We start from the raw sequence: 25,373 nt of genomic DNA, 5'->3' as shown, positions 1-25,373 counted from the left end.
TACATGGCGACCCCGCGCGACCTGGCGCCGATGATGCGCAAGGAGGCGTTGAAGAAGTCCGCCCGCCTCGGCGTCGCTGAGAACCCCGGCGTCCCGGTGGGCCGGCTGCACCTGGGGAAGCAGATGCTCTACGCCTCGTTCGAGGACATGATGCTGCTGATCGCTGGCCCCCGCGTGGGCAAGTCGACCTCCCTCGTCATCCCCGCGATCATGGCCGCGCCCGGCGCCGTGGTCGCGACGTCGAACAAGCGCGATGTGCTCGACGCAACCAGGGACGTTCGCGCCGCCAAGGGCCACGTGTGGGTCTTCGACCCGCAGCGCGTCGCGTTCGAGGACGTGACCTGGTGGTGGAACCCCCTCTCCTACGTCACCGACGACACCAAGGCCGCCAAGCTCGCGACGCACTTCGCCTCCGGCACTCGGACGCTGAACGCGAAGACCGACGCCTACTTCGACGGCAAGGGGCAAGAGCTGCTGTCTGATCTGCTGCTCGCGGCCGCGGCCGGGAACCGGCCGATCAGCGATGTGCTGCTCTGGCTGACCTCCGTCGAGGACGAGACACCCGTCGAGCTCCTGCACGACAACGGCTACCCGACGAACGCGCGAGCGGTCCGCGGCATCATGAACACCGCCGAGAAAGCCCGCGACGGGATCTACTCGACCGCGCAGGGCGTGGCCGTGTGCTTGAAGAGCGCCGCGACCGCCGACTGGGTGAACGCCCGCCCGAACGACACCCGTCCCCAGTTCGTCCCGGAGACGTTCGTCACGTCGACCCAGACGCTGTACTCGCTGTCCAAGGAGGGCGCCGGCACCGCCGGCCCCCTCGTCACCGCCCTGACCGCCGCGACCATCGAGGCCGCGGAAGAACACGCCGCGCGCTCCCGCGGAGGCCATCTCGCGACGCCGCTCGTTGCCGTCCTCGACGAGACAGCGAACGTCTGCCGGTGGAAGGACCTTCCCGACCTGTACTCCCACTACGGCTCGCGCGGGATCCCGATCATGGCCGTCTTCCAGTCCTGGTCCCAGGGCGTCGGCGTCTTCGGCAAAGAGGGCATGCTCAAGCTCTGGTCCGCCGCGAACGTGAAGCTGTACGCCGGCGGAGTCGCGGAAGACGAGTTCCTGCGCACCCTCTCCGAGCTGATCGGCACCTACGACAAAGAGACCACCTCCGCCAGCTACAACAAGGGCGTCCGCTCCACCACCTCGGCGCTGCGCCGAGAGAAGATCCTCGAAGTCGCCGACCTCACCAGCATGGGCCGCGGACGCGCGATAATGCTCTCCTCCGGCGCCCGTGCCGCCCTCGTCGACACTGTGCCCTGGTACAACGGGCCGAAGGAGCAGGTCGCCGCGATCAACGCCTCCATCGCCGCCCACGACGCCAGCAGCGGACCCGCGAACTCCGCGCCGGTGTCGCCCGTCGTGACGGTGATGCCTTCGCTCGAGGCGCAACAATCGACGGACGTCGACGTGGCGCAGGACACGTCGCTCCGGAGCGAGTGATGAGCGAAGAGGACCTGTTCGACGTCGAGCCGGATCCGTTTTCGGCGCCCGCTCAAGTGGTCGACGTGCGGCTAGAGCCGGTGCCGGCGGCAGCGGCGGACGAGGTGCCACCGACGCACTTCGGCTCAGCCGACGAGTGGGTCCGGAAGTTCCTCCTACCCTCCTACCGACGCCGCGTCACGGCCAAGGGCCAGAACGGCGGAGAACGGTGGGCCGCCCAGTGGTGGGGCAGCATCGAGGCGCTTACCCGCATCGAAGCTCTCTGGCGGATGTGGGAGGAGGTCCGCATGAATCCTGCGGATCTGAGCGCCTACTGGATCAGCCACCTCGACGTGCACATGAAGGTGCTGCTCTCGCACACGGGTCCGTTCGCGACGTCAACGGACGAGAACAGAGCCGGCGACATGCTGCCGTACACCGCACCCCCTACTGGAATGTTCCCACCGGACCATCGGGGCTGAACGCAACTCTTGAGACATGGTGCCAGCCGCTCCTCCTCAGCATCCGATCATCGCCAGCGCGTATCGATCGCCGGGACCCAGCCCGCCGATGTGTGCCGCATCCACTTTCGGCGCCATAATTTCCGGCCTTTCCGCGGCCGTGTGACCCAGCCCCAGCGCGTGGCCGAGCTCATGGAGGAGCACGTGTTTGCCGGTTGAGCTCGCGGGGTCGGCCGTGGCGTCGTCGTTGCGGACGATGATCTGTGCACTGTCGATGATCCCGTTTCCGGACCATCGGGGCCGCGCGACGCCGAGGATCGTCGGCCCGGGGAACGACATCCCGTCCACCGAGGTGCCGAAGGCGCTGAACCGGAGGGTGATGTCGGCGGAATCGTCGGTCGCGACGACCAGATCGAGCCCGGTCGCCTCTCGCAGGACGCTGACCACCTCGTCGAGGGCAGCAGCGGTTCCGGGAGGCACCTGACCGATAGACCCGATCTCAATCCTCGCATCGCAGGACCAGCGGACGGGTTGACCATCGACGCGACCGCTGAAGGAGTAATCCGTTCCTTCGACGACAGTGCTCGCCTCCGGTACCGGAAGCCGCGGCACCGGAGAGGAAGTGCGGTCGGACGTCGGCGGGCGTGCGGACGAGGATGGCGAGATCGAGATCCAGGCCGCCATCGCGAGCGCCACACCGAGGAAGACGGCAGTCAACGCACGCCCGGGAAGAGGGCCGCTACGTGGGCGCCGATTCCGTCTCGGCCGACGCGGGCTCGTAGTCCGACGGACCGAGCCGTGTCGGGATCGACGTCGCACTGTTCGATTCCTTGCGCCCGTGGAACGGCGGCGTACGGGGTGGCGGGGGATGGTGCGCACGGTGGTCCTCTCGGTGGTATCGGGCTAGGGGTTCTGGATAGGCCGAATGCACGAGGGCCGCACACCGATGGGTTTCGGCGTGCGGCCCTCGTCGGGGCATCAGCTGTTGCGAGCGGCTGCCCACGGGTGGGCGGGCGTGTCCAGGAAGCGCTGGTGGCGCTTCTGGCGGAGCTGCTCGAGGGCGGCGAGCCTGTCGAGGCGGTCGATCAAGGGGCTCAGGTTGACGCTGCGCGCGCCGGGGATGCTGACCCTGATGGAGCCGCCGATGATCTGTCCGCGCTCGTCCCGCGTGAGCGTCGGCGTGGTCTTCTCCGGGGGGTCGGCCTGGAGGTTGCCAATGAGCACGCGGATGGCGTTGTACGGGAAGTAGCACTCGTCGACGGTCTTCTGGACGAAGTCGACAGTGCGCGGGAAGTCGCTCGTCTGGAGGTGATCGCGGACCTCCTCGACCTCAGCCAGCTCCGACTGGACGGTGGCGCGGGTCTCGAGATCGTCTTCGAGATCCGCGTCGAGGACCTCCACGAGTCGGTCCCGCTCTCGGGAGGTGGTGCTGCCGTCGCGGGCTTCGGCGAGCCAGGCCAGGGTCGGCATGAGCAGCCCGGTCACGATGGCCAAGGCGACCATGATCACCAGCGTGCCGAGCTCCGCGTCGCCGAGGGCCACGATCGCGCGGGCGATCATGCCGCCGGTGATCGTGGCCGCTGTGATCGCCGCGATCAGCAGGTACCGGTTGCGTGCGCGGTACGCCTTCTCGGCTTCGTGCCGGTTGCTCTCGGCTTCGTCTTCGCGAGCGTGGTTGTGGGCGCGAGCGCTGCCGTGGACCGTGTACGTCTGGCCGAGGATGACGAAGACCACGACGGCCATCGCGAAGGTCCATCCCAGCGGGTCCACCCACGGCTGCAGGAGCGGCACGTTCAGGTAGAAGGCGACGAAGGCGAGGAATCCGACGGCCTCAACCCAGGGAGCGAAGCGACCGATCATCATGAGCGCTCGGCTCGTCCGGAGGTGATGGGTCCGCCCGGCGCGGGTGTCGGCCTTGATCTTCGCGTTACTCGTACCCACGCGCTCGATCGCCTCGGCGTTCGTCATCGTCTCGCCCGACTCGGGCGCGACGACCGGGAGGGTGTCCTCGTCCAGGGCGTCAAGCCCCGACTTGACGCTCTCGAGGGTGTCGCGCATCTCGTCGAGTTGCGGGTCGATGTCGACGTCCAGCCGTTCCTCGAGCTCCGCGTCACCCGCCTCGATGTACTCGGAGGTGAAGAGGTCGTTCTGGGTGGTGCCGGGTTCGCGGAGGTGCGGCGGGAGGCCCTTCGCGGCGCCCTCCTCGTTCGCCGTCCGGGCGAGCACGACGAGCTGCCGGTACATCTGTGGGCTAATTCCCTGTGCTCGGGCTTCCCGCTCGGTCAGTGCGGGCTGCCACGGCTTCTCGTCGTCTGCGCCGGGCGTCGAGCCGACGGTGGTGTTGATGGTCATCTGGGTCTCGTTTCTCGTGTGGGTTGGGTCAGGGGGTGGTGAAGGTGATGTCCACGCGGCGGTTCTCGGGGCTTCCCGGGTCGTCCGGGACGGGCTGATCGACGTTCCCGTGGCCGCGGCGCGCGAGGATGCGGTCTGCCGGGACGCCGAGGCGGTCGATCATCACGGTGTCCGCGATCGTGTCGACGCGGTCTTCGGAGAGGGTCTGGTTCTCGGGCAGCGCGATCGCCGGCTTGCCGTCTGCGTCGAGAGGGCCGCTGTAGCTGGTGTGGCCGTCGAGCTCGAAGGTCGCTCCGGCCGCGAGAGCGTTCTCGATGCAGTCGCGCAGAGCCGCGACTGTGCCTTCCTCGTCCAACAGAGTCGGCTCGTTGACCACGAAGAACGCAGAGGGCACCGAGCACGTCGCTCTCTTCGGGTCGGCGGGATCACCGACGGGCGTGATCGGCAGCGGCGGGACGCTCACAACCGGAGCCTCCGGCCGTCCCGACACGTCGACGGTGTCGACCGCCACAGCGTCGATGAAGCGGACGTTCGACGCTCCACCGCCCTCGAGGACGCTGGTCCAGACCTCGTCGCGGTAGGTGCTCTGCCCGTCGCGGAGCTGCGGCTGTGAACCCGCAGTGGGCACCACGACGAAGGTGACGTCGTCGGAGACGTTCAGCCGCTCTCCGGAGTCCTTCACGTTCGCCACCACGTTCTCGACTGGGACTGTCCACGCCAGCGACGGGAAGGACAAGGGATCGGCGAGGTCAAGTCCGCTGCTGACGATGATCGTGGGTGCGTCCGTGAGCTTGAGCTTGGTGAGGCCGCTGAAGAGGGCGCGGTCCCCGCCGCTCGCCGGTTCGTTGATCGACTTCTCGATCGAGTCGATCTTCTTGTCGATCGCCTCCGCGGCGCGCTCCGGGATGTTCAAGATCGCGCTGTCCTCGGAGTCGTCGACACGAGGGGTCATGTCGACGACCTCGACGTCGACCGTGCCGTCGGAGTCGACGCGGCTGACCGCGACGCCGGCGCCGGCGCGGCCGTCCTCGTGCAGGAGCTCGACGACTTCCGAGGGAAGCTCAATCGCTGCGTCCGTGGACGTCGGCGCGGTGTAGACGATGTTGTGCGCGATCGTGAGCGGGGGCGTCGGTTCGAATGCGCCCGTCAGGAACGCGACGCCGGCGAGCATGGCGGCCGTGATGACGCCCGCGAGGGCGAGCCCTGCGCGACGGGGAGTGACGCCTCTCCTTCCGGCGCGTCCTGCCCGCGAGGACGATCGGGAGCGGCCAGGGGAGGTGCGGCGGGTCGACGAGGGGCGACGACGCGATCGGGAGGGAGACTGTCGGCGAGTGGGGCGGCGAGACGGTCGGGACATGTTTACTCCAGTCGGATTTGGGTGAGGGTCACGCCGCGCGGTCGGCGAGGTCGTGGCGAAGGTTGACGGTGACCGCGCGAAGAGCGGACGGGCGGATGACGGTGCGGGTGTGCACGACGGCGGACAGTGCCCTCGACGGCTTCCCCAGGCCGATGACCTGGTGGACCTGCATGCCGACAGCGCGGGCTTCGAGGGCCAGGTGGACGAGTCCGCCGTCGGCGCTGCAGAGCATCACGCGGCTGAACCCGGCCCGGCTCAGGTGCGCGAGGTCGAGACCATCGGTGATGCTCGACTCGCCGCCATCGGGACCGCTGCGCACGCGCCGCTGGATGTTCTCGCCCAGGAGCGCGAACCAGACGGTCTTCGCGGCCCGGTGACTCGCTCCAACGATGACCTGGTCGCCCGGCTGGATCACGACGATCTGAGACCGGTAGACGGCGAACCATCGACGCACCTCGTCGGCGGAGGCGTTCGGGCCACCGACCTCGTTCTCGATGTCGATGACGTGGAGCGTGCGCCGTGCGCACGGGTTCGAGGTGTACTGCATCGTCCTGTCCTTTCGATCGGCGGTGTCTAACCGGCCCCGGTCAGAGACTCGGAGGGCTGGTAGGGGGTCTGGCAGAGGAGGCACTGGACGGCGTTCTCGACGAACGATCCGCGGGCCACGCGGATCGTGCGGCGCATCCCGCCGTCGAGCTCGCAGGAGCAGGAGAGGAAGACGTACTTTCCACGCGCAGCGGGCGGAACGTCTCGCGGGTCCTCCTGACCAGACGCGGGGTGATCGCTCGGCTCGCCCGGACGCGCCAGGACGGGAGCGGAGGGCCGCACCCGGAGCGCGTCGTCGAGCGCGGCGATCAGGACGGCGTAGTCCTCCGCGTACCGCGAAGACAGGCGAGGAGTCGTGTGACCGCGGTAGTCGGCGGGGCGCTCGACCACCAGGCCCAGTGCCACGGCGATCTCGCCGAAGCGGCGGTTGTGCCAGCGCCCGCGATTCGACGTGTCCTTCACTCCCGTGTAATGGGCGTGCATGTGGGCAAGCTCGTGGAGGAGCGTGACCAGCACGTCTTCGCCGAGCGTCTGACCAGGGCGCGCGCTCGCGTGTCGGGCGTGCACGACCACCTCGCTGATCGGCGCGCCCTCGAAATCCCACGATTCGGGTGCGAAGGAGCCCAGTCGCCCTCGGTCGCGACGGGCCGTGTTCACGATGACGTTGTCCCGGAAGATCTCACCGATCCCCGGCAGATCCTCCGAGCGCAAACGCGCCACCTCTTCCATGGCGTCGTAGAGAGCAGCGCGCTGGCGGTCGTTGGCATCCTGGACGCCCGGAGTGTCGTCTTCCATGTGGACCCCCTCTCCTACGGCTTCGTAGTTCGAGGGTGGATCGCGGGACGGGCGGGTTTTTCCGCTCAGAACGGAAGAATGCGCAGGTTCTCGTCCTGGACGTCCGCCAACTCTCGCTCGGTCCGTCAGAGTGCCTCTAGGCTGAGCCGGAGACGGACGCTGTCAGTGCGCGGGAGGCGATGTGCCGGGGACCTCGACTCTCACGACCCTTGTGGTCGACGTGCTGAAAGACGGGCTCGAGCACAGCGCCCGCGGCGAAGTGACGCTCGTGCTCGATGAGGGACAGGCGTTCGAGTTGGGGCGGGGCGCGGTCCCGGCGCACTCGGTCACGTACGAGCACTTCGATGAGGAGTTCGAGCGCGTCCACGACGCGGTTCCGAGCACGTTGCTTCTGCTCTTCTCGCGGGAGAAGCACGTCCGCGTCATGATCGATCTCGGATCGCACTCGACGGGCGAGTTCCAGGCCCGGCTCGACGACCGCGAGCTCACCCCGGACAGGCGTTCGACCGGCCACGCCAATGTGGCTGTCCCTCGAGCGACGCCGAACGGATTTGTCCTCGTCCTGACGAGCAAGACACTGCGCCGTTCGATCAGGATCCGAGCCAGCTTCGGACCAGTGACCTCTCGCCCCACCAAGACGGTCGGTGTTCCCGAACTCGACGTGCTGCGAAAGTACCTGGTCCCCGAGCTGCGGAAGAGGGGGAACTCCGGACACTTGATGTCCCTCGCCCTGCGTGAGTACGAGGAGGGAGAGCGTCGAGGCGAATCGCTGGCCGAGATCACCCATTCCCTCAGCAGGCTCCTGGAGGAGGACCCGTCGGTGAGCGGCGTCGAGGACGGCGTCCGATACCTCTTCCGCAAGGTCTGCATCTGGTGCGTGGGTGCCACGCCGCCCAAACGCGGCATTCCCGATCGTTCCGACTGGGCCAGAGCTCTGAGGTTCGCGAAGGTCGACGCGATCGCTCTGAATCCCGGGGACGATCAAGAGGACCCACGGCAGGTCGAGTATCGAACCCGATCCCACGTTTCGGACCTGGTCGGTCTGGCTGCCGCGCTGAGCTCGTCCGGGGCGCTGACGGCAGAGGATCTCCAGCATCTCCTGAAGCCGCAGGACTGAGATGCGGACGAGGATCAGCGGCCCGCGCAGCGTGCGCGGTACGCGGGACGAACAGCAGGACTCGGCATCCGTCTTCTCGAGCGCCCGCCTCGGTATCGTCGTGGTCTGCGATGGAGTGGGTAGCTCGCCGACCGCCGGGATCTGCGCCAGGCTCGCGTCAGCAGCTGCGCGGGATCATCTGCAGGTCTTCGCATTCCGGCACCGCGCTTCCGGGCCGTTCCTGCATGCGACGGTAGATTGTGTCGTCGACGAGCTCCGGGCGGCGGTCGCGGACGGCCGTCTCGATCCTGCCGCGCAATCGACTCTCGCCGCAGCGGTGGTCCTCGGGCGGATGTGCTGGGTGCTGACGCTCGGAGACAGTCGAGTGACGCTGATCCGAGGCGGCCGCGTCATCGAGTCGACGACCCCCCACTCCGTCTCGATGCAGGTGGCGTCCGGTTCGATCGCTGCGGAGACGGACCGTGATGCGGCCTGGTTGACGCGCTGGCTGTCGCCGGACGGATCCGGGGGGCCACCATCGATCCTCTGCTGGAGAGTGGAGCCCGAGGACGTCGTGGTCGTCGCCAGCGACGGGATCGACGACGCGCTTCCGCTCTGGAGGATGGCTGACGTGATTAGCCGGGCCCGTCTGCGGCTCGATGACCTCTCCACCGCGATCATGAGCGCGGCAAGGGCATCCGCTGCCCAAGACGCCGACAATGCGACGGTCGCCGTACTCGAGGTGCGACCGAGGAAGCAGAGATAGATGGTCGGCGCGAGCAGCACGAGGACCGCGGCGGTCCGACTCGGAGCGGCGGGAACGGTCCACTACATCGACTCCGACGAATACAGGATCGACAATCACAGGGAGACCTCCGCTCACACTCGCATCGTCGAGGGGGTTTTCGAAGCGCCAGGTAGCAGCCCCGTCCATGTCGCAGTGAAGCTGGCGGATGGAGACGGTCAAGCGCGGTCGGAACTGAGGAATGAAGCCCGCGCGTACAGGTGGATCGAGTCCCACGGCCCCGGCACGATCCCGGTGCTTCGGATGTTCGGTCACGCCAAGCGACGCGATCAGGACGTCCTAGTCATCGAACGCGCGCTCTTCTCCCTGGATGCGCTGCTCGTCGCACGGCCCTCAAGCAAGACGGATGAGCTCGCTCAGACGGTGGACCGCTTCTCGACCGAGCTGATCATGACGATGTCGACGCTCGCCGCCGCGACGATCGCGAAGACCCTCCGAGCCCTCAACGACCTCGATGCCTCCTCGCGGCAGGCAGCGCACGGTGACCTACGGCTCGAGAACCTGCTCGCGGTAGAGCGGGACGGGGTGATTACCGTCGTGGTCGGGGACTGGGGGTCATCGACTCTGTCGAGGCGAAGCGCGTCGACTCCGCCCTCGTCGGACCTCGCCTCCGGCGGCCTCGCCCTGTGGGAGCTCTTGCACGCGGGACACGTCCCGATGCGCTCCGGATCCGGTCGTCCTCTCCGGAGGGACGACCCGACCGTCCCCTCGAGCGATGACGCCCGCCTCACCGACTTCGATGACTGCAACCAGACGGGGATGTGCGCAGTGCACAGCCAAGGAGCCGGTCAGACGAGCGAGACGTCGGACGCGCATGAACTGGCTCGCGAGATGATCCTCCGCGGGGCGCAGGAGGGCGATGACGCCGAGTACCTCTGGAGCCCGGCACTCGACGCGGCCGTCCTGGCGGGCGACGACGTCGCCTCAGGCCAGGGCACTCTGCGGGCGAGGACCTTCCCGTGGCAGGGGTTAGCGCGGGAGATGGCGTTCACCGACGTGGGCCGCGCGGCCGCGAATCTTCGCGACGGAGGGTGGATGCCGCTCCCACCTCCGCCGCTGGGTGTCTTCGGTTTCGAAGAAGGGAAGGCCAGGCGGTCCCGGAACGCGAGAGAAGTCTTGCGGAAGATGTTCTCGCCGCACTCCCTGTTCCAGTCCAGTGGGGCCATCGCGGCAGGAATCATCGTCGGCATCGCCCTCATCGTCCTCGTCCGTCTTCCGTCGGCCGAGCTGCAAGTACCCCGCGACGAGCTCGTCCATTCGTTGGTCGTGGCCATCGGGGCGACAGCGGTCGGGATCGTCGCGTCCGTCGTCGCGTGGTACGCAGGACGGGGAATTCCGAGAAGTCGCCGCAGCGGGGTGCTGGCGCGGTGGTCTCCCCTCGCCGGAGTCGTGGCGTTCCTCGCGGTGTGGATGACGATCAGCCTCTGGTCGTCGACGTCCCTCTGGGCTCCTCCGCAGCTCTCGAGCGTCGTGGGGCCACGGGGTGAGATCGTTGGACTGGCTGCGGCCGTTGCTGCGGCCTCGGTGAACGCGCTCATCGTCACGCTGGTCGACAGGTATTCCTCCGTGAGCCGCCATCGCTCCCTCTGGAACACGACGGCGTCCGCAGCCACCGCGGTCGCGACGATCGCCGTGGTGTCTTTGACCGCGCTCAGTGTGGTGCCGGCCCCGATGGCGTCGGTGAGCGTTGCCGCATCCCTCGACACGATCAGTGCGGGTCTGTCTGGGTCTGAGCCTCTATTCCTCAATCCCGAGGATCTCGCAGTTGCCGACGACGGCACACTGGGGCTACTCGAGCGGTATAGCGATGAGGTCGATGTTGTGTGGATCAAGGAACCGCGATCGAGCTGGACGCCTCGGGTCCGTGTGCCGCACAACCGGCCCGACGATCCCTTGCCCGCGGGACTCGGGGAAGAAGAACCGAGCACGTCTCTCGTGGACCTTCTCGCCCTTCCTGGATCTGCTGTGCCTTCGGGTGATCGGATCACCTCAGTAGGAGCCTTCGATTTCGTGAGTCCTGAACGGCTCGCCGTTATCGGGAACGAAGGGATATCCGTGATCGATCTCACGGAAGAAGGACCTGTCGCTCGCACGGTCGACGCCGGTGTGCGAGTGGGACAGGAGGCGACCTACACCGAGGTCGTCTCCGTCGGAGACGACCTGCTTGTCGACGGATTTGATCAGGCTCAGTTCACGTCCATACACCCCGATCGGCTCAACGAATGGGCGAGCCTCCCAGCCTGTTCCGACAGCGACCAGAACGAGGGCATCGAACCGGACATCGTCCGGGTCTCGAATCTCTCAGCGGACAGCGCGAAAATCTCGCCACTGCGGTGGACGAGTCCTGCCGGAGACTGCAGGAGGAACACGTGGCACATCGTCGACGGACCCGATGGCCCGGCCGTGATCGAACGGACCCATGACGCTGTGGAGTACTTCCTGACGCTCCGGCCACTCGATGATCGGCCCGCCCAGCGCCTGATGGACGAGCGGTTCGGATTCGGAGAGGCCGTGGCGGCGGACGGGAGAATGATCGTTAACATCGCGGGGTGCCTGATGGGATTTGCGCTCCCCGACGCGACTCTGCCCCTTCCGACCGTGGCGGAAGAATCCTGGTACACCGCCGCGCCCGACGACGACGAATGCCGGGAGGAGACGAGCTCGGCGGGGTTCATCGGAGCCGACGTGCGACCTCTCGACGAGCAGGCAGAGAGTTCCGAAAGCGACTCAGGTGCAGGCATCCCCGAAGTGGAATCGACTTCATGTACCCCGCCCCGGGCCGGACGTCAGACGCTCGATTACCGCGAATGGCCCGCAAAGCCATTGGCCGTCGATGGGAACGGGACGATCTATGTCGTCAGCAGTGCCGCTTACCAGTGCACCCCTATCGTCTGGTCGCTGTCGAAGACAGAGACGACTTGGGTACCGGTCGGCGGTATCGATTCGGTCAGCCGAGTCGCCAGCGATGCGTCTGTGACGATGTTCGCAAGTACACCTAACGTCAGTGACGGCGGCATCTCGTGGCTGGGCGCAGGGCTTTCTCGCGTTGTCGAAGACTCCGGTTCCCAGCACACGATGCGCTCTGGACCGACGAACTCCTACCGAGCCGGCAACGCTACCGAGGTGGCGGCTCCCACCGCCACCGTGGGGGAGATGACCACCTATGACTGGTCTGCCATCACCTCGGCGAAACTCGAGTTCGATGCGAACCGCACCAAGATCGTCATCGACAGGAATGCGCTGAATGAACCGACGTTCGAGGTCCCGATTAGCGCGACTCGCGACATCGCTCTGGTTAGAGGCGCAGAGGGCGACTCCGATACCGTGATTCTGGCGATGTGCGACGCCGTCGTCTCGTTCGATGAGGCCCAGCTCGGCGCCGACGAGAGCACATCGGGGTGGTTCTCCCCTCCGGCTGAGGCGTTCAGCGTCCTCCTCGGCGATCCGCAGCGACAGGTCGTCGGCTGGTCGGACCCGCCGGAATGTGGCGACGTCGTGGAAGCTGCGCGAGATGCTCACAGCGATGGGCAGATCTCCGTAAGGCCGGTCGCAGTAGATGCGGTCTCCGTCAAAGGCGAGAAGGTCGTAGCCTTCGCAGAGGAAGGTACGTTCGGCACCGATCGCGTCTCTCGCATTCGTCTTTTCGATCCCTCCGGCGTGTTGAAGGGCGGCGCTACGGGGGATGTGGTCTACACGATCGGTTGTGATGATGACCTTGCTTATGACGCCCGCTGCGACGGCGACCTCTCTCGGCTTGGGCTGGTTCCCACAGATGTGGCTATTCGTGATGACGGAGCGGTAGCGGTTAGCACCATGGACAGCTCCGGATGGGGTCCTGTGCTGCTCTTCCAGAGCGGACAGCGCCGGGTGGTAAGACTCGAACCGGATGTCCTCGCGACCGGAGTCGCCTGGGACGACGACCGTCTGATCGTCACCGATGGACGACGGGGCGAGGTGCTCGCGCTCGAGCTATCGCAGTGATGTCGTCCTTGGTCATACGCAGTAATCCCGGCAGCGGCGGCGACGGGAAAACCTTCCGGGGTGAGCAGCCCCACCACAAGCCTCGCGGATCGAGCGCCTGTAATCGCGTTTCTGGAAAGGCTGCGCTAACGCAGCGAGCCTCTTGCTTGTGCTTGTAAACGAGCCCCTCACTCAGACCTGACACAATCTCAACTATCGGCGATTTGTTGCTCGATGCATCGATAGTTGTACGCCCGGTCCCCGTTCTCGAAGGGCCGCCGAGTCGAGCCGGATACTCATGGGATGACATCACCACTCGTCTCGGCCGTCGCTCACTCCGGCCTCACCGTGACCGATCTCGACGACTCGGTGGAACCGTGCTGCTCCGGTCTCGGCTTCACACTCGAACGCACCTTCACGCTCGATGCGGACAGCACGGTCGCGACCACGGGCGTCGACGCAACGACGATCCGGGGAGCGGTGGTGACACTCGGAGACCACCGAGTCGAGCTGCTGCAGTACGACCCCCCTCGGTCGGCTCGAGCAGCCGGCTCACCCGCGGACATCGGCTCGGTGCACATCGCCCTGACGGTCTCGGACCTCGACCGGGTGCTGGGCCTGTGTGCTGTGCACGGTTGGCGGCCGGTCGGTCGGCCCCACCGGATGACCAGTGGCGCCCGAGCGGGTACGCGCATCGTCTACCTCGAGGGTGCGCTCGGCGGCTTCCTCGAACTGATCGCGCCACCGCGACTTCCCTAGCGCGGGCCTGCTCGGTCGCTGACGAAATCTGCGTTCAGCAACCTCGGGAACAAGGAGCCCCCCGACTCTTGCAGGGGCCTCAGCACCGCAGCGGAGACTGGCGCCGCTTCCCTGACGGCCACTTGGAGCACACCTGACCTAGAGGAAGCGTCATCGGACGCGCATCCGGCAGTTAGCTGACATAATCGCAATTATCGGATATTGGAGATGGCGCCGTCGGCAGACACAGCTGAGCAGTCGCCGTCGTACCCAGCAGACGACACCTACCAACCGAAGTCAGCTCGTTGACCAGCGCTGACTGAACTTGACTTCGGCGCGAGCAGCCCGGACTCGCGGCCCCTTCATCTGCATTTGCGCGAATTGGATGCTCACGCCGTACTTCTCAGCCACCTGCGCGTTTTTCCAACCGTCGTACGCCATCCGCGTGGCAGCCGCGAGCGGAATGAGCAGTTCTCCTGACAGAAAGGTTGCCTCCTTCTCCTGCTTCTGGTCGAACTGACGCGCGTGGTCGTCTCCGAGAACGACGCCCTCGAAGTGATGCTCAAGTAGGTGATGCCCTAGCTCGTGAGCAATGCTGGATCGTCGTCGGACCGGTGGGTGACGGTCGTTCTCGATGATGATGCGACCGCTCCCAAAAGGCACAAGAGCAGCCGACCAGGCCTTCACTCGGTGCTGGCTGAAGTGCGCCACAGCTTCAGGACTGTCGACGAAATCAGTCAGAGGGTAGACGGGGATTCCGTGTTCGACACAGAGGTCATAGGGGTCGAGAGGATCCTTCGCAGCAAGCCCGAGCCCGGTCCTCTCCTCGCTCGCGACCTCGCGCATGCGCTCCTGCGTCCAACGCATCGCTCAGCCCTCCCGTCGCTCCGATCGGAACCGCTGTACTGCGGCGCCGATGATCTGCTCGAGGTACTCGACGTCCTTACTGTCCAGATCGCGCCTCGCGCGAAGCAGCGGTGCAAGTTGAGCGACTAACTCCGGCTGTTCGTCTGCAACGTCCTTCCTGAAGAACGCCTCGGCCGGCATCCGAAGCCACGTCGTCATGGCCGCGAAGGCCTCGACGTCGGGGCGTAGCCCGTTCGCCATGCGCGAGATCGTCGACGCACTGACACCCAGCTCCTTCGCCAGTTGCCGCCATGACAAGTCACGTTCGGCTCTTGTCGCATCGAGTGCCGCATGCAGCGCCCTGACGTCGACGGCGGATGTGTCCTCATCCATGCTCTTCCCTTCCAGATGCTCGACATCTCGAGCGATCGTGCTATCTTAGCCCTGCTCGAACTGTCGAGCGCTCAACCGATCTAGGAGCACAAGCTCATGTCCCCCATCGTCAAGTCCCCCACCGCCATTCGCGTCTTCATCGACGACAAGTCCTTCTCCACGCGCGACCTCGACCAGGAGGCTGCTGCGCTGCTGCGCCTCGCCGGCCGCGACCCCAGGACGTTCGACCTCTTCGTCCTCGGGGAGAACGGCGTCGAGGAGATGATCCGCGACGGCCAGATCGTCAACCTCAAGGACGACGAGCGGTTCGTGACCCGCCAGCGCGTCCGCTTCACCATTGACGGCGAGACCTTCGACACCTACGACGACGACCAGACCGCTGCCGCGCTGCTCCGCCTCGCCGGAGTCGATCCGGCCGGCTACGACCTCGCACGCATCCTGCCGACTGGTGCAACCGAGTCCTTCAGCGATGACACCATCGTCACGCTCTCGGACGGCGACGAGTTCGTCACCACCAAGCACGTCGGAGGCGTCGCATGAGCGAGCTGGACGAGCTCTCGCTTCCGGCTCGGAAGTTCGTCGATGACATGACCGCTGCGGGCGCTCCCGCTCGGGTCGACGGGCCGCGCATCCTCTACGACGTCCGCGCCGTCGCCGGCCCGCTCGCCGGGCAGGTCATCACGACAGGGGTGAGCCTGTCCGAGGTTCAGAGCTGGCCGATGGTCCCTCCTCACTGGGTGCACCTCCCCGACTTCGTCGCATTCGAGCAGACCAACGAGGACGTGACCGACTGCCCGCCCGGCTGGAAGCGGCACTCGCGCGACTACAACTACACGGACACGTCTGTCGCCCCCGCCCTCTCATGGCTCCGCCACGTCCGTGGGCTGCTCACCATCGCTCTCCCGAAGGCGGCCTGATATGCGGTACTCCGTAGCGATGGCCGGCGATCTCGAAGCAGCTATGCGCGATCACCTCATCCGCAACGACGGTCAAGAGGACGTGCTCATCGGAACCTATGTGCTGTCCACGGGCGTCGAGCGTACGACGGCGCTGATCAGGTCGGTGATCTTCCCTCGCGAGGGTGAACGCCTCATCCACGGCACCGCCTCCTTCACCGGCGAGTACGTACTCCGCGCCTCTACCGAGGCTCGTCAGAACGGCCACGGCGTGGTCCTGCTGCACTCCCACCCGGGCGCCCGCGGCTGGCAGTTCCTCAGCACGATGGACCACGAGACAGAGTCGGAGTACGAGCGCGTCGCCCGTTCGATCACCAAGATGCCCCTTCTCGGAATGACCCTCGGAGGCCGCGACACCTCTTGGTCCGCTCGGTTCTGGTTTAACCGCGGCACCCCCACCTGGGCCGAGTCGGTCAGGTCCGTCTCGGACAAGCTGACGGTGACTTGGAATGACGAACTCCGGCGGATCCCGAAGGTGACCCGGTCGCAGCAGCGCACCGTCTCGTCCTGGGGAGAGCGGAGCCAGGCGTCCATCGCTCGTATGCGTGTCCTCGTCGTAGGCGGGGGCAGCGTCGGTCTGGACGTGGCGCAGCGACTCGCCGCGTCCGGTCTTGCCACCGTCGGAGTCATGGACTTCGACGCCGTGGAGACGGTCAATCTCGACCGCATGATCGGGGCCACGCGCCTGGACGCAGCTCTTGGCCGTTCCAAGGTCGACGTTGCTGCACGCCTGATGAGGTCGGCAGCGACCGCCGCGCACTTCGACGTGAAGCGCCACGAGGTCAGCATCACCGACCCCGTCGGCGTCAGCATCGCGCTCGACTACGACGTAATCTTCTCCTGCGTCGACGGCCCATGGCCGCGTGCGGTCCTCAACGCGATCGCCTACGCCGACCTGATTCCGGTCATCGACGGAGGCATTGCGCTTGACACCTTCCCCGAAGGCCGGATGCGTAATGGAATCTGGCGTGCTCACACGCTCGTTCCCGGACGCCCGTGCATGGCGTGCCTTGGTCAGCTCGCCGTGGGCGACGTTCCCCTCGACAAGCAGGGGCTCCTCGAGGACCCGGAGTACATCGCCGGTGCACACCGGGAAGCACCGTCGCGGCAGAACGTTGCGACACTCTCCGCCAGCGTCAGCGCTGCACTGCTCGCTCAGTTCGTCAGCCTGACCGCACAGCCCGGACGTCGCGGAGTACCTCGCCCGCTCCGTTACGTCCTCTCTACCCACTCACTCCAGCACTCCAGTGCCGAGTCCGGGCCCTACTGCCCTTTCGAGAACGAGCTCGCCGTCGGAGACCAGCGGACTCCGATCGCAGAAGCTCGCGACGGGTGGCGGGAAACCGTCGCATCACGGTCCGCGCGCACACACCCGCTCAAGCTCCGCGCTCTCGCACTCCTCGAAACCTTCCTGCTCCGCGCCATCAACAAGTTGAGTAACTGAGCCCCGGCACTGCAGAGCGGCGACCAGGGCGTCAGATCAGGGGGTACTGCACCCTCGCTCTGACGCCCTGGTCGCTCGCCTCGACCAGCGCCCAAGGGCCCGAAGCGCTACCGGTCGAGCGTTGCACGTGCACTCGTGCGCTGCTATCCTGTTCCCGCAAGGCCCTATGCGATCTCTGTGATCGACCAGGGGGTCTTGCACCCCGCGAACCCCTAGCCTCGGCTGGGGGTTCTTGCGTTAATCGAGCCAGTGAACGCCGAAGTCCGAGTCCTCTGGCCACCGGGCAGCGAGGCGCATGTAGGCGATGATCGCGTCGGCGGAGGGCTTGCCGTCGCTGCCCCAGATTTCAGGATGCTCCTGACGATGCTTCTGGTAGGCGCCGTATGCGACGAGATCAGCCGCCTGAATGAGCTGGCTGTATCGGCTGTCCTGCATCATCACGTCCTCCACCACGCGACGACTCTGGATCTCGAGTGATCGATGCACCTCGCGATATGGAGCGGCATCACGGATGGCGGTCTCCCAGAGCTCCCGATCTCTTGGCGGCTCGAGCTGCTCGCCGGGATCGCCGAGGCCCTGCTGACCGTCGTACAGCACCATCACGTACGTGCCTTCACGCGCCGCCCAGTCTTCAAGCCAAGCGATGAAGCGGGCGTACGCTACCGGTTTTGACCGGTCAGCCATACCGACAGTGACCACTTCGAACCGCGGATGCTTCGCGAGGGCGGACAGCATGACCCGACCCGCGGCCGCCCGCTTGCCAGTACCGAACGACGCGTTCTGCGCCGGAGTCTCGCAGAACTCACCGCGTCCCTTGTACAGCTTTGTCGCATGGAGTTCAGCTGTCTTTAGAACGCCGAACTCACGATGAATCGCGCGGCGGCCGGCGAGCCATGCGTCAAGGAGGCCCGACCACTCACGATCCTCGACGATCAGCCCGGTGAGCGTCACACCGTGCCTCGAGTCCCCGGAGTCATCTACGTAGCAAAGATGCACTCCTCGAGTATGGAGGATCGGTCCCGACCCACCGCGCAATGCGAGGCGGCCGTTAGAAACGGTCGAGTGTTCCCCGCTTACGGGGCACGGCCGCCGAGCGTGTGGGCCATCTCGGCGCGGAACCGACCACAGCACCGATGCCTCAGTGGCGGGTGAACGGGCCAGTCATGATGTGCCCCTCACATGGACCCACCGACCGCGTATGTCTTCCAGTGAGTGCCGCGACTCCGGCGGCTGCCCGGCCCCGAACCAGATGTTTGCTATCTGCGATGTGTTGACACGGATCGGCACACTGACGTCATCCGGCGCCTTGAACGTCTCAAAGATCGTGGGCTGCTGAATGGTGGTCTCGACCTGCCAGGGCCCCCAGCGAAGCTGGACCTGGGTGAGAGGCTCGGACGGAGCTGGCATTTCGACCATGATCCATACGACTCCGGCCCACGCAGCCGGCCACCGGTGGCTCGCCTCCGTGATGGACCTTTTAGCTGAGTGAGATGGGGGTTCGTGGCCGCTTCGAAGGGAGGCGTGGAAGGCCTCTAGCTCACCGCCTGCGCCGAGCACCGCGTCGAGGCGTGCCACCTCTTCAACCTCGAGCCGGCGCCCTCCTGTCTCGATGCGTTGGAGCGAAGACGAGGAGAGCAGGGCAAGACGTGCGGCCGCCGCAATGGAGAGCCCGGCTTGGCGGCGAGCGTGACGAATGGCGCTACCGAGCACCACGCGATCCTCCACAACCAACTCCTCCGTCTGTTGCTGTTCTGCTGGCGCCGTCACCCAGATCTGACCCAAATTTTCGGCCCGACGACTTGCGAGACCGCGCACGGCCTCACGATGTGTTCCGGGGTGTAGTGACGTTCCCCATGAGTGAGTTCATCGTCCCGTACCACAGCGAAGGATGTCGACATGCCCTCTCGGAAGATCACCCAGGCGCTCAGCGCCGGCACGCTGGCAGCAGGGCTGGTGATCACCGCTCTGGCCACCGCCCCGGCCGCCGAAGCGAGCGAAACCTCGTTCCCGATCGCGTGGACCCACATCGGGATTTTTCCGCGCAACTCACCGTCAATGGACGGCAACAACAGACAAGGCCCTGCGCTAAGCGACGGCACCGTCGTGTCCGTGATCTGCGAAGCGACCGGGACCACAGAGACGAGTGACGCAGGAACCTCCGACATCTGGGAACAAACAACTGTCGGCTGGATTCCTAACGTGTTCGTGGACACGGGAACCGACGGCTTCAGTGACGTTCCGCGGTGCGATCAGCCCGCGCTCACTGCTCAGCCGAATGAGGCGCCTGAACCGATCGACGCCATCGCCTACATTCCCAACGACAACGTCTACAAGGCTCTCCTGGACCACTACTACTCTTCCGCCGGCGGCACGGTCCAGGTCGACTTCGCGTTCTACTCCGCCGACCAGCGCCTCATGGACTTCGCGAAAACACTGCCGACCGATTCAATCGGTCGCCAGTACACATCAGACGCCTCGGACGGTGAGGTCTACTGGGCCTCTGGCGCATTCTCCGTCGCGCGAACGTCCGACCACTGCTGGATGATCAAGGACGACTACGACTTCGCACCCGACAAGCCGACGAACTGGCCCTTCATTGGCAACTGGGGAAACCAGTTCTTCGGCAACGCGAAGGAATTCACGGTCCGCTCTGCAGGGTGCGTGTTCTAAAAAATGGAACGAAAAAGGGCCTGCGAAACCACTCGGTGTCGCAGGCCCTTTCCTGTTTCGGCGTTAGCGACCGGGCTCGGACCGTTCGATCTGGCGACCCGGCCCGCGTCCGCCCCGCGTCGACGGAACCCGTGTGCGCGCTGCGGGGTCCGCTCCGCGAGCGGGAGTCACGAAGGAGGCGTCCACAGTCATCCGCGCGTTGATCTGTTCCTGCGGGACGTCCTGGGCCTGCATCGCGTTCGCGGTATGAGCCCGGCGCTCGGCGCTGTCGTACGCGAGTTCCCCCTCGGAGTGGGCCGCGGCTGCGCGTCCCTCGTGTGTCGCCGCGGGACCGCCCTCAGGGGCGCTCTGGACGTCGTTGTCGTCGCGGTATAGGGCGACCTGGGATCGAGCGTCCTCGGCCAGGGTACGTAGCTCCTCGGGACTCTGCGTGGGCGTCCCGCCGGCCTCCGCATCGCGGTCATACCGGGCGGCCTGCTGCTCGAGCTCGTCGGCACGACGCGCAGCATCGCTCGGGATCTCGGTGGGCATGACCTGGGCTGAGGCATCGTTGGCGCGATCGAGACGGTCGGCCTCCGCGATCATCACCTGAGCCTCGGTGACGTCGCGCTGAGACTGTCCCCGCTCGGCGTCGACCGCGTCGACGGCTGGGCCAGCCTGGTCCGTGCGCCACTCCTGCACGAGAGCCGCGCGGGCGGCTTCGACCGCGGCGGTGTCCGCGGGATGCACCCGTCCGTCGTCATCGAAGGCGACGGCTGTCTCGACGCGGTAGTCCTGGTAGCCGACCGGATCGTTGGCGCGCTTCCACTCCTCGGCGAGGCTCAGGTGCATCGCGGGAATGTCGCCTGCGACCGCTGCGCGGTAGTCCTCGATGAGCGCACGCTCGGCCGAAGGATTGGGCTCGCGGGCGTCGCCGACAGGCATGGTGAGGCGGTCATCGTCGTGCCGGTGATACCCCTCGGGCGCCGCAGCGGTGGCCCACTGCTTCGCAAGGTCCAGTTCGGTCGGGGTGTCGCGCGCGATGCCCTGTAGCGTGGCCACGTCGACGCCGTAGCGTTCCTTCGCCTCTGACGCGATCAGCGCACTGGCGGACGCGATCTGCGGGTCGGCGTCCTTCCATGCGGCCGCGGTCTCCGCGACGCGGGCGACGTCGTGCACGCTCGCCTGATCCCACCACTGCGGATCGTTCACGACCGACACCGCCCGCCGTGCGGACGCCCGCTCGCCCTCGTAGCGAGCGGCGAGCTCGCGCGCCTCAATCGCGCTGCGCTGCTGCGCTTCACGCATCGCGTCCTGGTATGCGCGGGCCAGCTTCTCGCCGAGCTGGATCGCGATGGTGAGCGCGATCCGCGCGGATGAGTTGATGGACTCTTCCACGCCTCCGTCGTCGTCAGCCATAGTGATTCCTCCCCTTCACTGGTGTCGGTCTAGCGGTCGTGTCCGTCGCGCTCGCGCGGCTCGGTGCCGCGCTGCGGGGCCGCGGTCGTGGTCACGTTCGGCTCGGCCTTCGTGAGCTTCGTCGGGACCGGGGTGCCGGTCGCGAAGCTCGCCTGCACCGTCTCGCGCGCGCGGCGGGTGTCCTCGGGCAGGGCATCCCAGGCGTTCTTCTGGATCTGCGCGCTGTAGCCCGCGTGGACCGTCTTCAGCTGGTTCCGGATCGTCCCGGCGAGCTCGCGCGTGCGGCGGGCGTCGCCGGCGGCCTTGTGGGCGTCCATGATCGCTCGCGTGGTGCGCACGATCTGGCGCAACAGCATGGCCTCCTCGGCGGCCTTGTTGCGCTTCCCGGCGGTCGCGAGGATCAGCATGGTCGTGCCGGCCATCGACGGCATCCCCGTCGGCCGCGGCGTCGACTCGTGCGCACGCAGATGCGCGGAGCGAGCAAGGGTCCGTGACGCTTCAGCGAGCGGCGGGTGACGGCTCGAGGCGCCTCGACCATGCGGCGGAGGCGCCGGATGCTTCGCGGGCTGCGTGCGCCCAGGTCGCGCGATCGGCGGGGTCCACTCGACTCAGGTAGTCGCGGAGCCGCCCCATGTCCTCCGCGTAGGAGGAGTAGAGGTCGCTGGATCATCAACTCGATCAGCGCCGAACTCACCCCCCGAGGGACTCCTCGGACTCAACACCCGCAGCGTCGAGGAGCAGGCATCCCCCGCGACCATCGCCCGCGACCGGCTCGCCGAGACCCCACTCGACGAGGAGCGGCCTCGAGCCCCTCGGCGTCCGGAGTCGTCAGCGTCCGACCTCAGCCTCGGGCCGCTCGGCGACGTCCGCGGAAGGCGACGATCCGGCCGTGCAGGAGGAGCAGCCGCGGCACGACCTGGTAGACGGCGAGCGGCACCACGACGGCGGTCAGGACGAAGGCCCGCGGAACAGGAGGCCACTCGTCCGCGACGAGGGCCGGCACTGTCATCCCGATGGTGACCAGAGGAGAGATCGCCAGCCAGGTCACCACCGCCCTGACGTGCACGCTCGCGACAGGTGAGGGCCGGTGATGCACATCGGTCTCGTCGGCGGCGAGTGCTCTGCCGTCATGCTCCATCGTGTCCTCCGACCGGTCCTCCGGACACGAGCCTCGTGACACTCGGCGCCGGCTCAGCCCGGCTGATGCACGTGGATGTCGCTGCTCGACGTCACGCCGTTGAACTCGAGATACAGCTGCCCCTCGACGACCGACACGGTCAGCGTGTTGCGGCGCTCCAGTACCGCGACCACGGCATCCAGGAACCCCTGGTCGAAGCTCTGCACGGAGATCTGCTCGAGCTGGTGGACGCGCTTGCCGGACCACGCCGCGATCACCTTCTCCGGGTTGCGATGCGTGTAGACCGTCGTGCGGTCGGCCAGTCTGCTCCCGAAGTGCAGTCGCTCGGCGTCCGGCGCGCCCACCTCGATCCACGTGGTCAGCCTGCCGGTGAGATCGCGGACCAGCACCGCCGGCTCGGTCGCTGTCGACGAGATCCCCTCGCTGAAGGTGATGCCCTCCACGTATTCGAGGCAGTACGCGAGCACGCGCGTCATCATGTACGCGTCGGTCTCGGAGGGGTGCCGAGCGGCCCGCAACGTGATGTCCTCGTAGACACCGCGGTCCACATCAGCCAGCTGTATCGCGAAGTTGTACATCACTGCGCCGGCTGCCACGTGTGGGAGCTTATGTCCTCTCGCTCATCGAGGAGCGCGAGGCTTCTCCGGCGCCGGTGGGGGCATCGTGTCCGCGCGCCTCCACGCAGGAACGGCCCGGCAGGAGGCATTCACTCCGTCGAGAGCGTCTCGCCCTGGGCGACTTCGGCGCGCATGCGCAGGTCGATGACGACGGGAGCCGACCGCTCGGCTCGCCGGGAGGGCGCGAGGCCCCGACCAGGCGACCGGACCACTTCGTTCATTCACCTCGGGAATTTCCCGCCACTCTCTCGCCTTCTTCTACCTGCATGCAATATATTGCATGCAGTCGTCCGACCACCTCATCCCGAAGGAGCAGCCATGTCCACGTCCGCGTTCACCCCTGAGGGCGACCGGCCCACCGTCGTCCTCGTCCACGGCGCGTTCGCCGAGTCGTCCAGCTGGAACGGAGTCGCCTCCCGGCTCCTCGCCGAGGGACTGCCCGTCCTCGCGGTCGCCAACCCCCTCCGCGGGCTCGCCCCCGACGCCGAGTACCTCCGCAGCGTCCTCGACGGGATAGACGGACCCGTCGTCGTCGCCGGCCACTCCTACGGGGGCTCCGTCGCGAGCGAGGCGGCGGAGGGCGCGGCGAACGTCCGGGCGCTCATCTACGTCGCCAGTTTCCTCCTGGAGCCGGGCGAGAGCACCGGGGAGCTGGCCGGGAGGTTCCCGGGCGGTGAGCTCGGCCCCGCCCTGACCCCCGTCCCCTTCGCGTCCGGCGGGTTCTCCGGCGACGACCTCTACATCCAGCAGGACCGGTTCCGCGAGGTCTTCGCGGCCGACGTCGACGAGCCCACCGCCGCTCTGATGGCCGCGACCCAGCGGCCGATCGCGGCCGCCGCGCTCGAGGACTCGGCCACTGCGGCCGGGTGGAGGAGCATCCCCTCCTGGACCCTGATCACGCGTCAGGACCTCGCCGTCCCCGCCGAGTCGCAGCGGTTCATGGCCGAGCGCGCCCGCTCCACTGCGGTCGAGATCGACGCGTCGCACGCCGTGACGGTCTCGGAGCCGGACGCGGTCGCGGAGCTGATCCTCGACGCGGTGCGGGCGACGCGGTGACGGGGCGGGCGGGCCGAGGAGCCGCCTCCGGCCGCCGGACCCGGGCTGCCGCGGTCGTCCTCTCGTCGGCGCTGCTGCTCGTCGGCTGCGCGGGCGCGGCGGATCCCGGCCCCGCCGTCGAGGACGCCGCCGAGGCCGCGGAGGGCGGATCGTTCGCCCTCGCGGAGGTGGACGGCGTCGACGGCTCGGACTTCCTCGTCGTCTGCCCCTACGAGTCGCCGGAGTCGGTCGAGGAGCGGACCGGGATCTCCTGGTCCGGGCCCGACCGGTCCGAGGACGAGGGGGTGCAGACGCTGGTCGTGCTCGACGGCGGCGAAGTCGTGTCGACGAGCGGACTGGACCGGGACCGCGCCGACTTCTGCTCGGGCGACCGGTGGGAGCCGCTCCCGCTCGACACCCGGCTCGCGGTGAGCGGAGCGGGTGCGGTGTCGGTGGAGTGACACCGGTGGCGGCGGTCGAGTGGCATATGCAATATATCGCGCGGTGCTATCGTCGCCGTATGCCCATCCCGACGACGACCGCCGTCACCCCCCGGTCACTCCTCCGCGACGACGTCTACCGCGCCCTGCGCGACGCGATCGTCGACGGGACGTTCGAGCCGGGGGAGCGCCTCCGCGACCAGGAGCTCGAGGCCTGGCTCGGGGTCAGCCGGACGCCGATCCGGGAGGCGCTGCTCCGGCTGGCCCGCGTCGGCCTCGTCTCGGCCAAGCCCGGCCGGGCGACGATCGTGACCCCCGCCACGGCCGAGAGCATCAGCGACGCCCAGCAGATCGCCGCCGCCATGCACGAGCTCGCCACGCGCCTCGCCGGCCCGGCCGTCACTCCGGAGGCGCTCGCCGCAATGGAGTCGGCGAACGACGACTTCGCGCGGGCGCTGGCGGAGGGCGACGTCGAGCTGGCGCTGCGCTCCGACGACGCGTTCCACGCGGTGCTCACCGGGCTCAGCGGCAACGGGATGATCGAGGACGTGCTCGAGCAGGCCACTCCGCTCATCCGCCGTGCCGAGCGCCAGCGCTTCGCCTCCCTCGCGGCCCGCGGATCCGTGGAGCAGCACCGCGCGATCGTGGGGTCCCTCCGCGCGGGCGACACCGACGGCGCCGCCCGCCTCAGCCGGGAGAACTGGATGACGCTCGACCGTCACCTGCACTCGGCCTGACGCGCTGCTCCTCCGCGGGGAGGAGCCCGCGCTCGGTCATGCGCGAGGCCGACGCGATCGCATCCGCGACGAACCGCTCGGCATACCCTCGCCCGCGCGCTCCGCATCCA

Annotated in this window: 26 protein-coding genes; 13 read left to right on the top strand and 13 right to left on the bottom strand. The window is 67.3% G+C overall.

Translation table 11 applies throughout. The features are described from left to right. A partial coding sequence (locus tag C5D09_RS14165) for a type IV secretory system conjugative DNA transfer family protein (protein ID WP_146085647.1) occupies positions 1 to 1,500 on the top strand: 1,500 nt, incomplete at its 5' end. Then, complete coding sequence (locus C5D09_RS14160; RefSeq protein WP_104269601.1) at positions 1,500 to 1,961, top strand: DUF4913 domain-containing protein; 462 nt, start codon at positions 1,500 to 1,502, stop codon at positions 1,959 to 1,961. The genes C5D09_RS14165 and C5D09_RS14160, both read left to right, overlap by 1 nt. Before the next feature lie 36 nt (positions 1,962 to 1,997). On the opposite strand, the gene C5D09_RS14155 is transcribed toward C5D09_RS14160, so the two are convergent. From C5D09_RS14155 to C5D09_RS14135, 5 genes are all read right to left on the bottom strand, one after another. Continuing rightward, positions 1,998 to 2,657, bottom strand: coding sequence for a matrixin family metalloprotease (locus C5D09_RS14155; RefSeq protein WP_146085646.1), 660 nt, complete (start codon positions 2,655 to 2,657; stop codon positions 1,998 to 2,000). A 261-nt stretch (positions 2,658 to 2,918) separates the two neighbouring features. Further along, on the bottom strand, positions 2,919 to 4,292 hold the full coding sequence (locus tag C5D09_RS14150; protein ID WP_146085645.1) for a hypothetical protein: 1,374 nt from the start codon (positions 4,290 to 4,292) through the stop codon (positions 2,919 to 2,921). 28 nt (positions 4,293 to 4,320) lie between these two features. Continuing rightward, entirely contained in the window at positions 4,321 to 5,463 is a 1,143-nt protein-coding gene (locus C5D09_RS14145) for a hypothetical protein (RefSeq protein ID WP_104269598.1), read from the bottom strand. A 214-nt stretch (positions 5,464 to 5,677) separates the two neighbouring features. Next, positions 5,678 to 6,196, bottom strand: coding sequence for an NYN domain-containing protein (locus C5D09_RS14140; protein ID WP_104269597.1), 519 nt, complete (start codon positions 6,194 to 6,196; stop codon positions 5,678 to 5,680). A gap of 26 nt (positions 6,197 to 6,222) precedes the next feature. After that, positions 6,223 to 6,990: a hypothetical protein gene (locus C5D09_RS14135; protein WP_104269596.1), complete on the bottom strand. Its 768-nt coding sequence runs from the start codon at positions 6,988 to 6,990 to the stop codon at positions 6,223 to 6,225. A 211-nt stretch (positions 6,991 to 7,201) separates the two neighbouring features. Between C5D09_RS14135 and C5D09_RS14130 the strand changes: the two genes are divergently transcribed. From C5D09_RS14130 to C5D09_RS14115, 4 genes are all read left to right on the top strand, one after another. Next, positions 7,202 to 8,107, top strand: a complete 906-nt coding sequence (locus C5D09_RS14130) for a hypothetical protein (protein WP_146085644.1) — start codon at positions 7,202 to 7,204, stop codon at positions 8,105 to 8,107. Between the two features lies 1 nt (position 8,108). Then, positions 8,109 to 8,852, top strand: a complete 744-nt coding sequence (locus tag C5D09_RS14125) for a PP2C family serine/threonine-protein phosphatase (protein ID WP_104269594.1) — start codon at positions 8,109 to 8,111, stop codon at positions 8,850 to 8,852. Then, positions 8,853 to 12,872 (top strand): hypothetical protein, encoded by a 4,020-nt coding sequence (locus C5D09_RS14120; RefSeq protein ID WP_104269593.1) that lies wholly within the window; start codon positions 8,853 to 8,855, stop codon positions 12,870 to 12,872. 282 nt (positions 12,873 to 13,154) lie between these two features. Next, the gene (locus C5D09_RS14115; protein WP_104269592.1) at positions 13,155 to 13,610 is read left to right on the top strand and encodes a VOC family protein; all 456 of its coding nucleotides are present in this window, start codon (positions 13,155 to 13,157) and stop codon (positions 13,608 to 13,610) included. Between the two features lie 276 nt (positions 13,611 to 13,886). Here the strand turns inward: C5D09_RS14115 and C5D09_RS14110 are convergent, their stop codons facing one another. Then, positions 13,887 to 14,456, bottom strand: coding sequence for an ImmA/IrrE family metallo-endopeptidase (locus C5D09_RS14110; protein ID WP_104269591.1), 570 nt, complete (start codon positions 14,454 to 14,456; stop codon positions 13,887 to 13,889). A gap of 3 nt (positions 14,457 to 14,459) precedes the next feature. Further along, complete coding sequence (locus tag C5D09_RS14105; protein WP_104269590.1) at positions 14,460 to 14,828, bottom strand: helix-turn-helix transcriptional regulator; 369 nt, start codon at positions 14,826 to 14,828, stop codon at positions 14,460 to 14,462. A 96-nt stretch (positions 14,829 to 14,924) separates the two neighbouring features. Between C5D09_RS14105 and C5D09_RS14100 the strand changes: the two genes are divergently transcribed. The 3 genes from C5D09_RS14100 to C5D09_RS14090 are packed head-to-tail and all read left to right on the top strand — an operon-like array spanning position 14,925 to position 17,228. Next, positions 14,925 to 15,368, top strand: a complete 444-nt coding sequence (locus C5D09_RS14100) for a multiubiquitin domain-containing protein (protein ID WP_104269589.1) — start codon at positions 14,925 to 14,927, stop codon at positions 15,366 to 15,368. Further along, positions 15,365 to 15,745, top strand: a complete 381-nt coding sequence (locus C5D09_RS14095) for a hypothetical protein (RefSeq protein ID WP_104269588.1) — start codon at positions 15,365 to 15,367, stop codon at positions 15,743 to 15,745. Before C5D09_RS14100 ends, C5D09_RS14095 begins: the two co-directional genes overlap by 4 nt. 19 nt (positions 15,746 to 15,764) lie before the next feature. Continuing rightward, on the top strand, positions 15,765 to 17,228 hold the full coding sequence (locus C5D09_RS14090) for a ThiF family adenylyltransferase (RefSeq protein ID WP_181135056.1): 1,464 nt from the start codon (positions 15,765 to 15,767) through the stop codon (positions 17,226 to 17,228). A gap of 237 nt (positions 17,229 to 17,465) precedes the next feature. Here C5D09_RS14090 and C5D09_RS14085 read toward each other — a convergent pair whose 3' ends face one another. Then, positions 17,466 to 18,224 (bottom strand): DUF3800 domain-containing protein, encoded by a 759-nt coding sequence (locus C5D09_RS14085; protein ID WP_104269586.1) that lies wholly within the window; start codon positions 18,222 to 18,224, stop codon positions 17,466 to 17,468. Positions 18,225 to 18,389: 165 nt separating this feature from the next. Next, positions 18,390 to 19,043, bottom strand: a complete 654-nt coding sequence (locus C5D09_RS14080; RefSeq protein ID WP_104269585.1) for a helix-turn-helix domain-containing protein — start codon at positions 19,041 to 19,043, stop codon at positions 18,390 to 18,392. Between the two features lie 81 nt (positions 19,044 to 19,124). On the opposite strand from C5D09_RS14080, the gene C5D09_RS14075 reads away from it, so the two are divergent. Beyond that, positions 19,125 to 19,898: a hypothetical protein gene (locus C5D09_RS14075; RefSeq protein ID WP_104269584.1), complete on the top strand. Its 774-nt coding sequence runs from the start codon at positions 19,125 to 19,127 to the stop codon at positions 19,896 to 19,898. Between the two features lie 63 nt (positions 19,899 to 19,961). Here C5D09_RS14075 and C5D09_RS14070 read toward each other — a convergent pair whose 3' ends face one another. The 4 genes from C5D09_RS14070 to C5D09_RS14055 all read right to left on the bottom strand — a co-directional run bounded on the left by C5D09_RS14070 (position 19,962) and on the right by C5D09_RS14055 (position 23,030). Further along, entirely contained in the window at positions 19,962 to 21,296 is a 1,335-nt protein-coding gene (locus tag C5D09_RS14070; protein WP_104269583.1) for a hypothetical protein, read from the bottom strand. Between the two features lie 29 nt (positions 21,297 to 21,325). Beyond that, positions 21,326 to 21,718, bottom strand: a complete 393-nt coding sequence (locus C5D09_RS14065; RefSeq protein WP_146085643.1) for a hypothetical protein — start codon at positions 21,716 to 21,718, stop codon at positions 21,326 to 21,328. Positions 21,719 to 22,137: 419 nt separating this feature from the next. Further along, positions 22,138 to 22,434: a hypothetical protein gene (locus tag C5D09_RS17885; RefSeq protein ID WP_104269581.1), complete on the bottom strand. Its 297-nt coding sequence runs from the start codon at positions 22,432 to 22,434 to the stop codon at positions 22,138 to 22,140. A gap of 53 nt (positions 22,435 to 22,487) precedes the next feature. Then, entirely contained in the window at positions 22,488 to 23,030 is a 543-nt protein-coding gene (locus C5D09_RS14055) for a YaeQ family protein (protein ID WP_104269580.1), read from the bottom strand. A gap of 339 nt (positions 23,031 to 23,369) precedes the next feature. Here C5D09_RS14055 and C5D09_RS14050 point away from each other — a divergent pair, with 339 nt between their 5' ends. Genes C5D09_RS14050 through C5D09_RS14040 form a run of 3 tightly spaced genes read left to right on the top strand, consistent with a single transcriptional unit; the run spans position 23,370 to position 25,263 of the window. Then, entirely contained in the window at positions 23,370 to 24,107 is a 738-nt protein-coding gene (locus C5D09_RS14050; RefSeq protein WP_104269579.1) for an alpha/beta fold hydrolase, read from the top strand. Then, positions 24,104 to 24,547, top strand: coding sequence for a hypothetical protein (locus tag C5D09_RS14045; RefSeq protein WP_104269578.1), 444 nt, complete (start codon positions 24,104 to 24,106; stop codon positions 24,545 to 24,547). The genes C5D09_RS14050 and C5D09_RS14045 overlap by 4 nt, the downstream gene beginning before the upstream one ends. A gap of 59 nt (positions 24,548 to 24,606) precedes the next feature. After that, positions 24,607 to 25,263 carry a GntR family transcriptional regulator gene (locus C5D09_RS14040; RefSeq protein ID WP_104269577.1) on the top strand — a complete coding sequence of 219 codons (657 nt, stop codon included), beginning with the start codon at positions 24,607 to 24,609 and terminating at the stop codon, positions 25,261 to 25,263. Positions 25,264 to 25,373: the final 110 nt, after the last annotated feature.

This window comes from Rathayibacter sp. AY1C9 (genome assembly GCF_002932315.1).
GTDB lineage: Bacteria > Actinomycetota > Actinomycetes > Actinomycetales > Microbacteriaceae > Rathayibacter.
This window is presented reverse-complemented; position numbering and strand designations above follow the sequence as displayed.

Excerpts from the sequence above, each read along its gene's own strand:
- C5D09_RS14135 (WP_104269596.1), bottom strand. The coding sequence starts at position 6,990 with ATGGAAGACGACACTCCGGGCGTCCAGGATGCCAACGACCGCCAGCGC.
- C5D09_RS14050 (WP_104269579.1), top strand. The coding sequence starts at position 23,370 with ATGTCCACGTCCGCGTTCACCCCTGAGGGCGACCGGCCCACCGTCGTC.
- C5D09_RS14090 (WP_181135056.1), top strand. The coding sequence starts at position 15,765 with ATGGCCGGCGATCTCGAAGCAGCTATGCGCGATCACCTCATCCGCAAC.
- C5D09_RS14075 (WP_104269584.1), top strand. The coding sequence starts at position 19,125 with ATGCCCTCTCGGAAGATCACCCAGGCGCTCAGCGCCGGCACGCTGGCA.
- C5D09_RS14040 (WP_104269577.1), top strand. The coding sequence starts at position 24,607 with ATGCCCATCCCGACGACGACCGCCGTCACCCCCCGGTCACTCCTCCGC.
- C5D09_RS14140 (WP_104269597.1), bottom strand. The coding sequence starts at position 6,196 with ATGCAGTACACCTCGAACCCGTGCGCACGGCGCACGCTCCACGTCATC.
- C5D09_RS14105 (WP_104269590.1), bottom strand. The coding sequence starts at position 14,828 with ATGGATGAGGACACATCCGCCGTCGACGTCAGGGCGCTGCATGCGGCA.
- C5D09_RS14110 (WP_104269591.1), bottom strand. The coding sequence starts at position 14,456 with ATGCGTTGGACGCAGGAGCGCATGCGCGAGGTCGCGAGCGAGGAGAGG.
- C5D09_RS14095 (WP_104269588.1), top strand. The coding sequence starts at position 15,365 with ATGAGCGAGCTGGACGAGCTCTCGCTTCCGGCTCGGAAGTTCGTCGAT.
- C5D09_RS17885 (WP_104269581.1), bottom strand. The coding sequence starts at position 22,434 with ATGGAGCATGACGGCAGAGCACTCGCCGCCGACGAGACCGATGTGCAT.
- C5D09_RS14125 (WP_104269594.1), top strand. The coding sequence starts at position 8,109 with ATGCGGACGAGGATCAGCGGCCCGCGCAGCGTGCGCGGTACGCGGGAC.
- C5D09_RS14160 (WP_104269601.1), top strand. The coding sequence starts at position 1,500 with ATGAGCGAAGAGGACCTGTTCGACGTCGAGCCGGATCCGTTTTCGGCG.
- C5D09_RS14120 (WP_104269593.1), top strand. The coding sequence starts at position 8,853 with ATGGTCGGCGCGAGCAGCACGAGGACCGCGGCGGTCCGACTCGGAGCG.
- C5D09_RS14070 (WP_104269583.1), bottom strand. The coding sequence starts at position 21,296 with ATGGCTGACGACGACGGAGGCGTGGAAGAGTCCATCAACTCATCCGCG.
- C5D09_RS14100 (WP_104269589.1), top strand. The coding sequence starts at position 14,925 with ATGTCCCCCATCGTCAAGTCCCCCACCGCCATTCGCGTCTTCATCGAC.
- C5D09_RS14150 (WP_146085645.1), bottom strand. The coding sequence starts at position 4,292 with ATGACCATCAACACCACCGTCGGCTCGACGCCCGGCGCAGACGACGAG.
- C5D09_RS14145 (WP_104269598.1), bottom strand. The coding sequence starts at position 5,463 with ATGCTCGCCGGCGTCGCGTTCCTGACGGGCGCATTCGAACCGACGCCC.
- C5D09_RS14065 (WP_146085643.1), bottom strand. The coding sequence starts at position 21,718 with ATGGCCGGCACGACCATGCTGATCCTCGCGACCGCCGGGAAGCGCAAC.
- C5D09_RS14115 (WP_104269592.1), top strand. The coding sequence starts at position 13,155 with ATGACATCACCACTCGTCTCGGCCGTCGCTCACTCCGGCCTCACCGTG.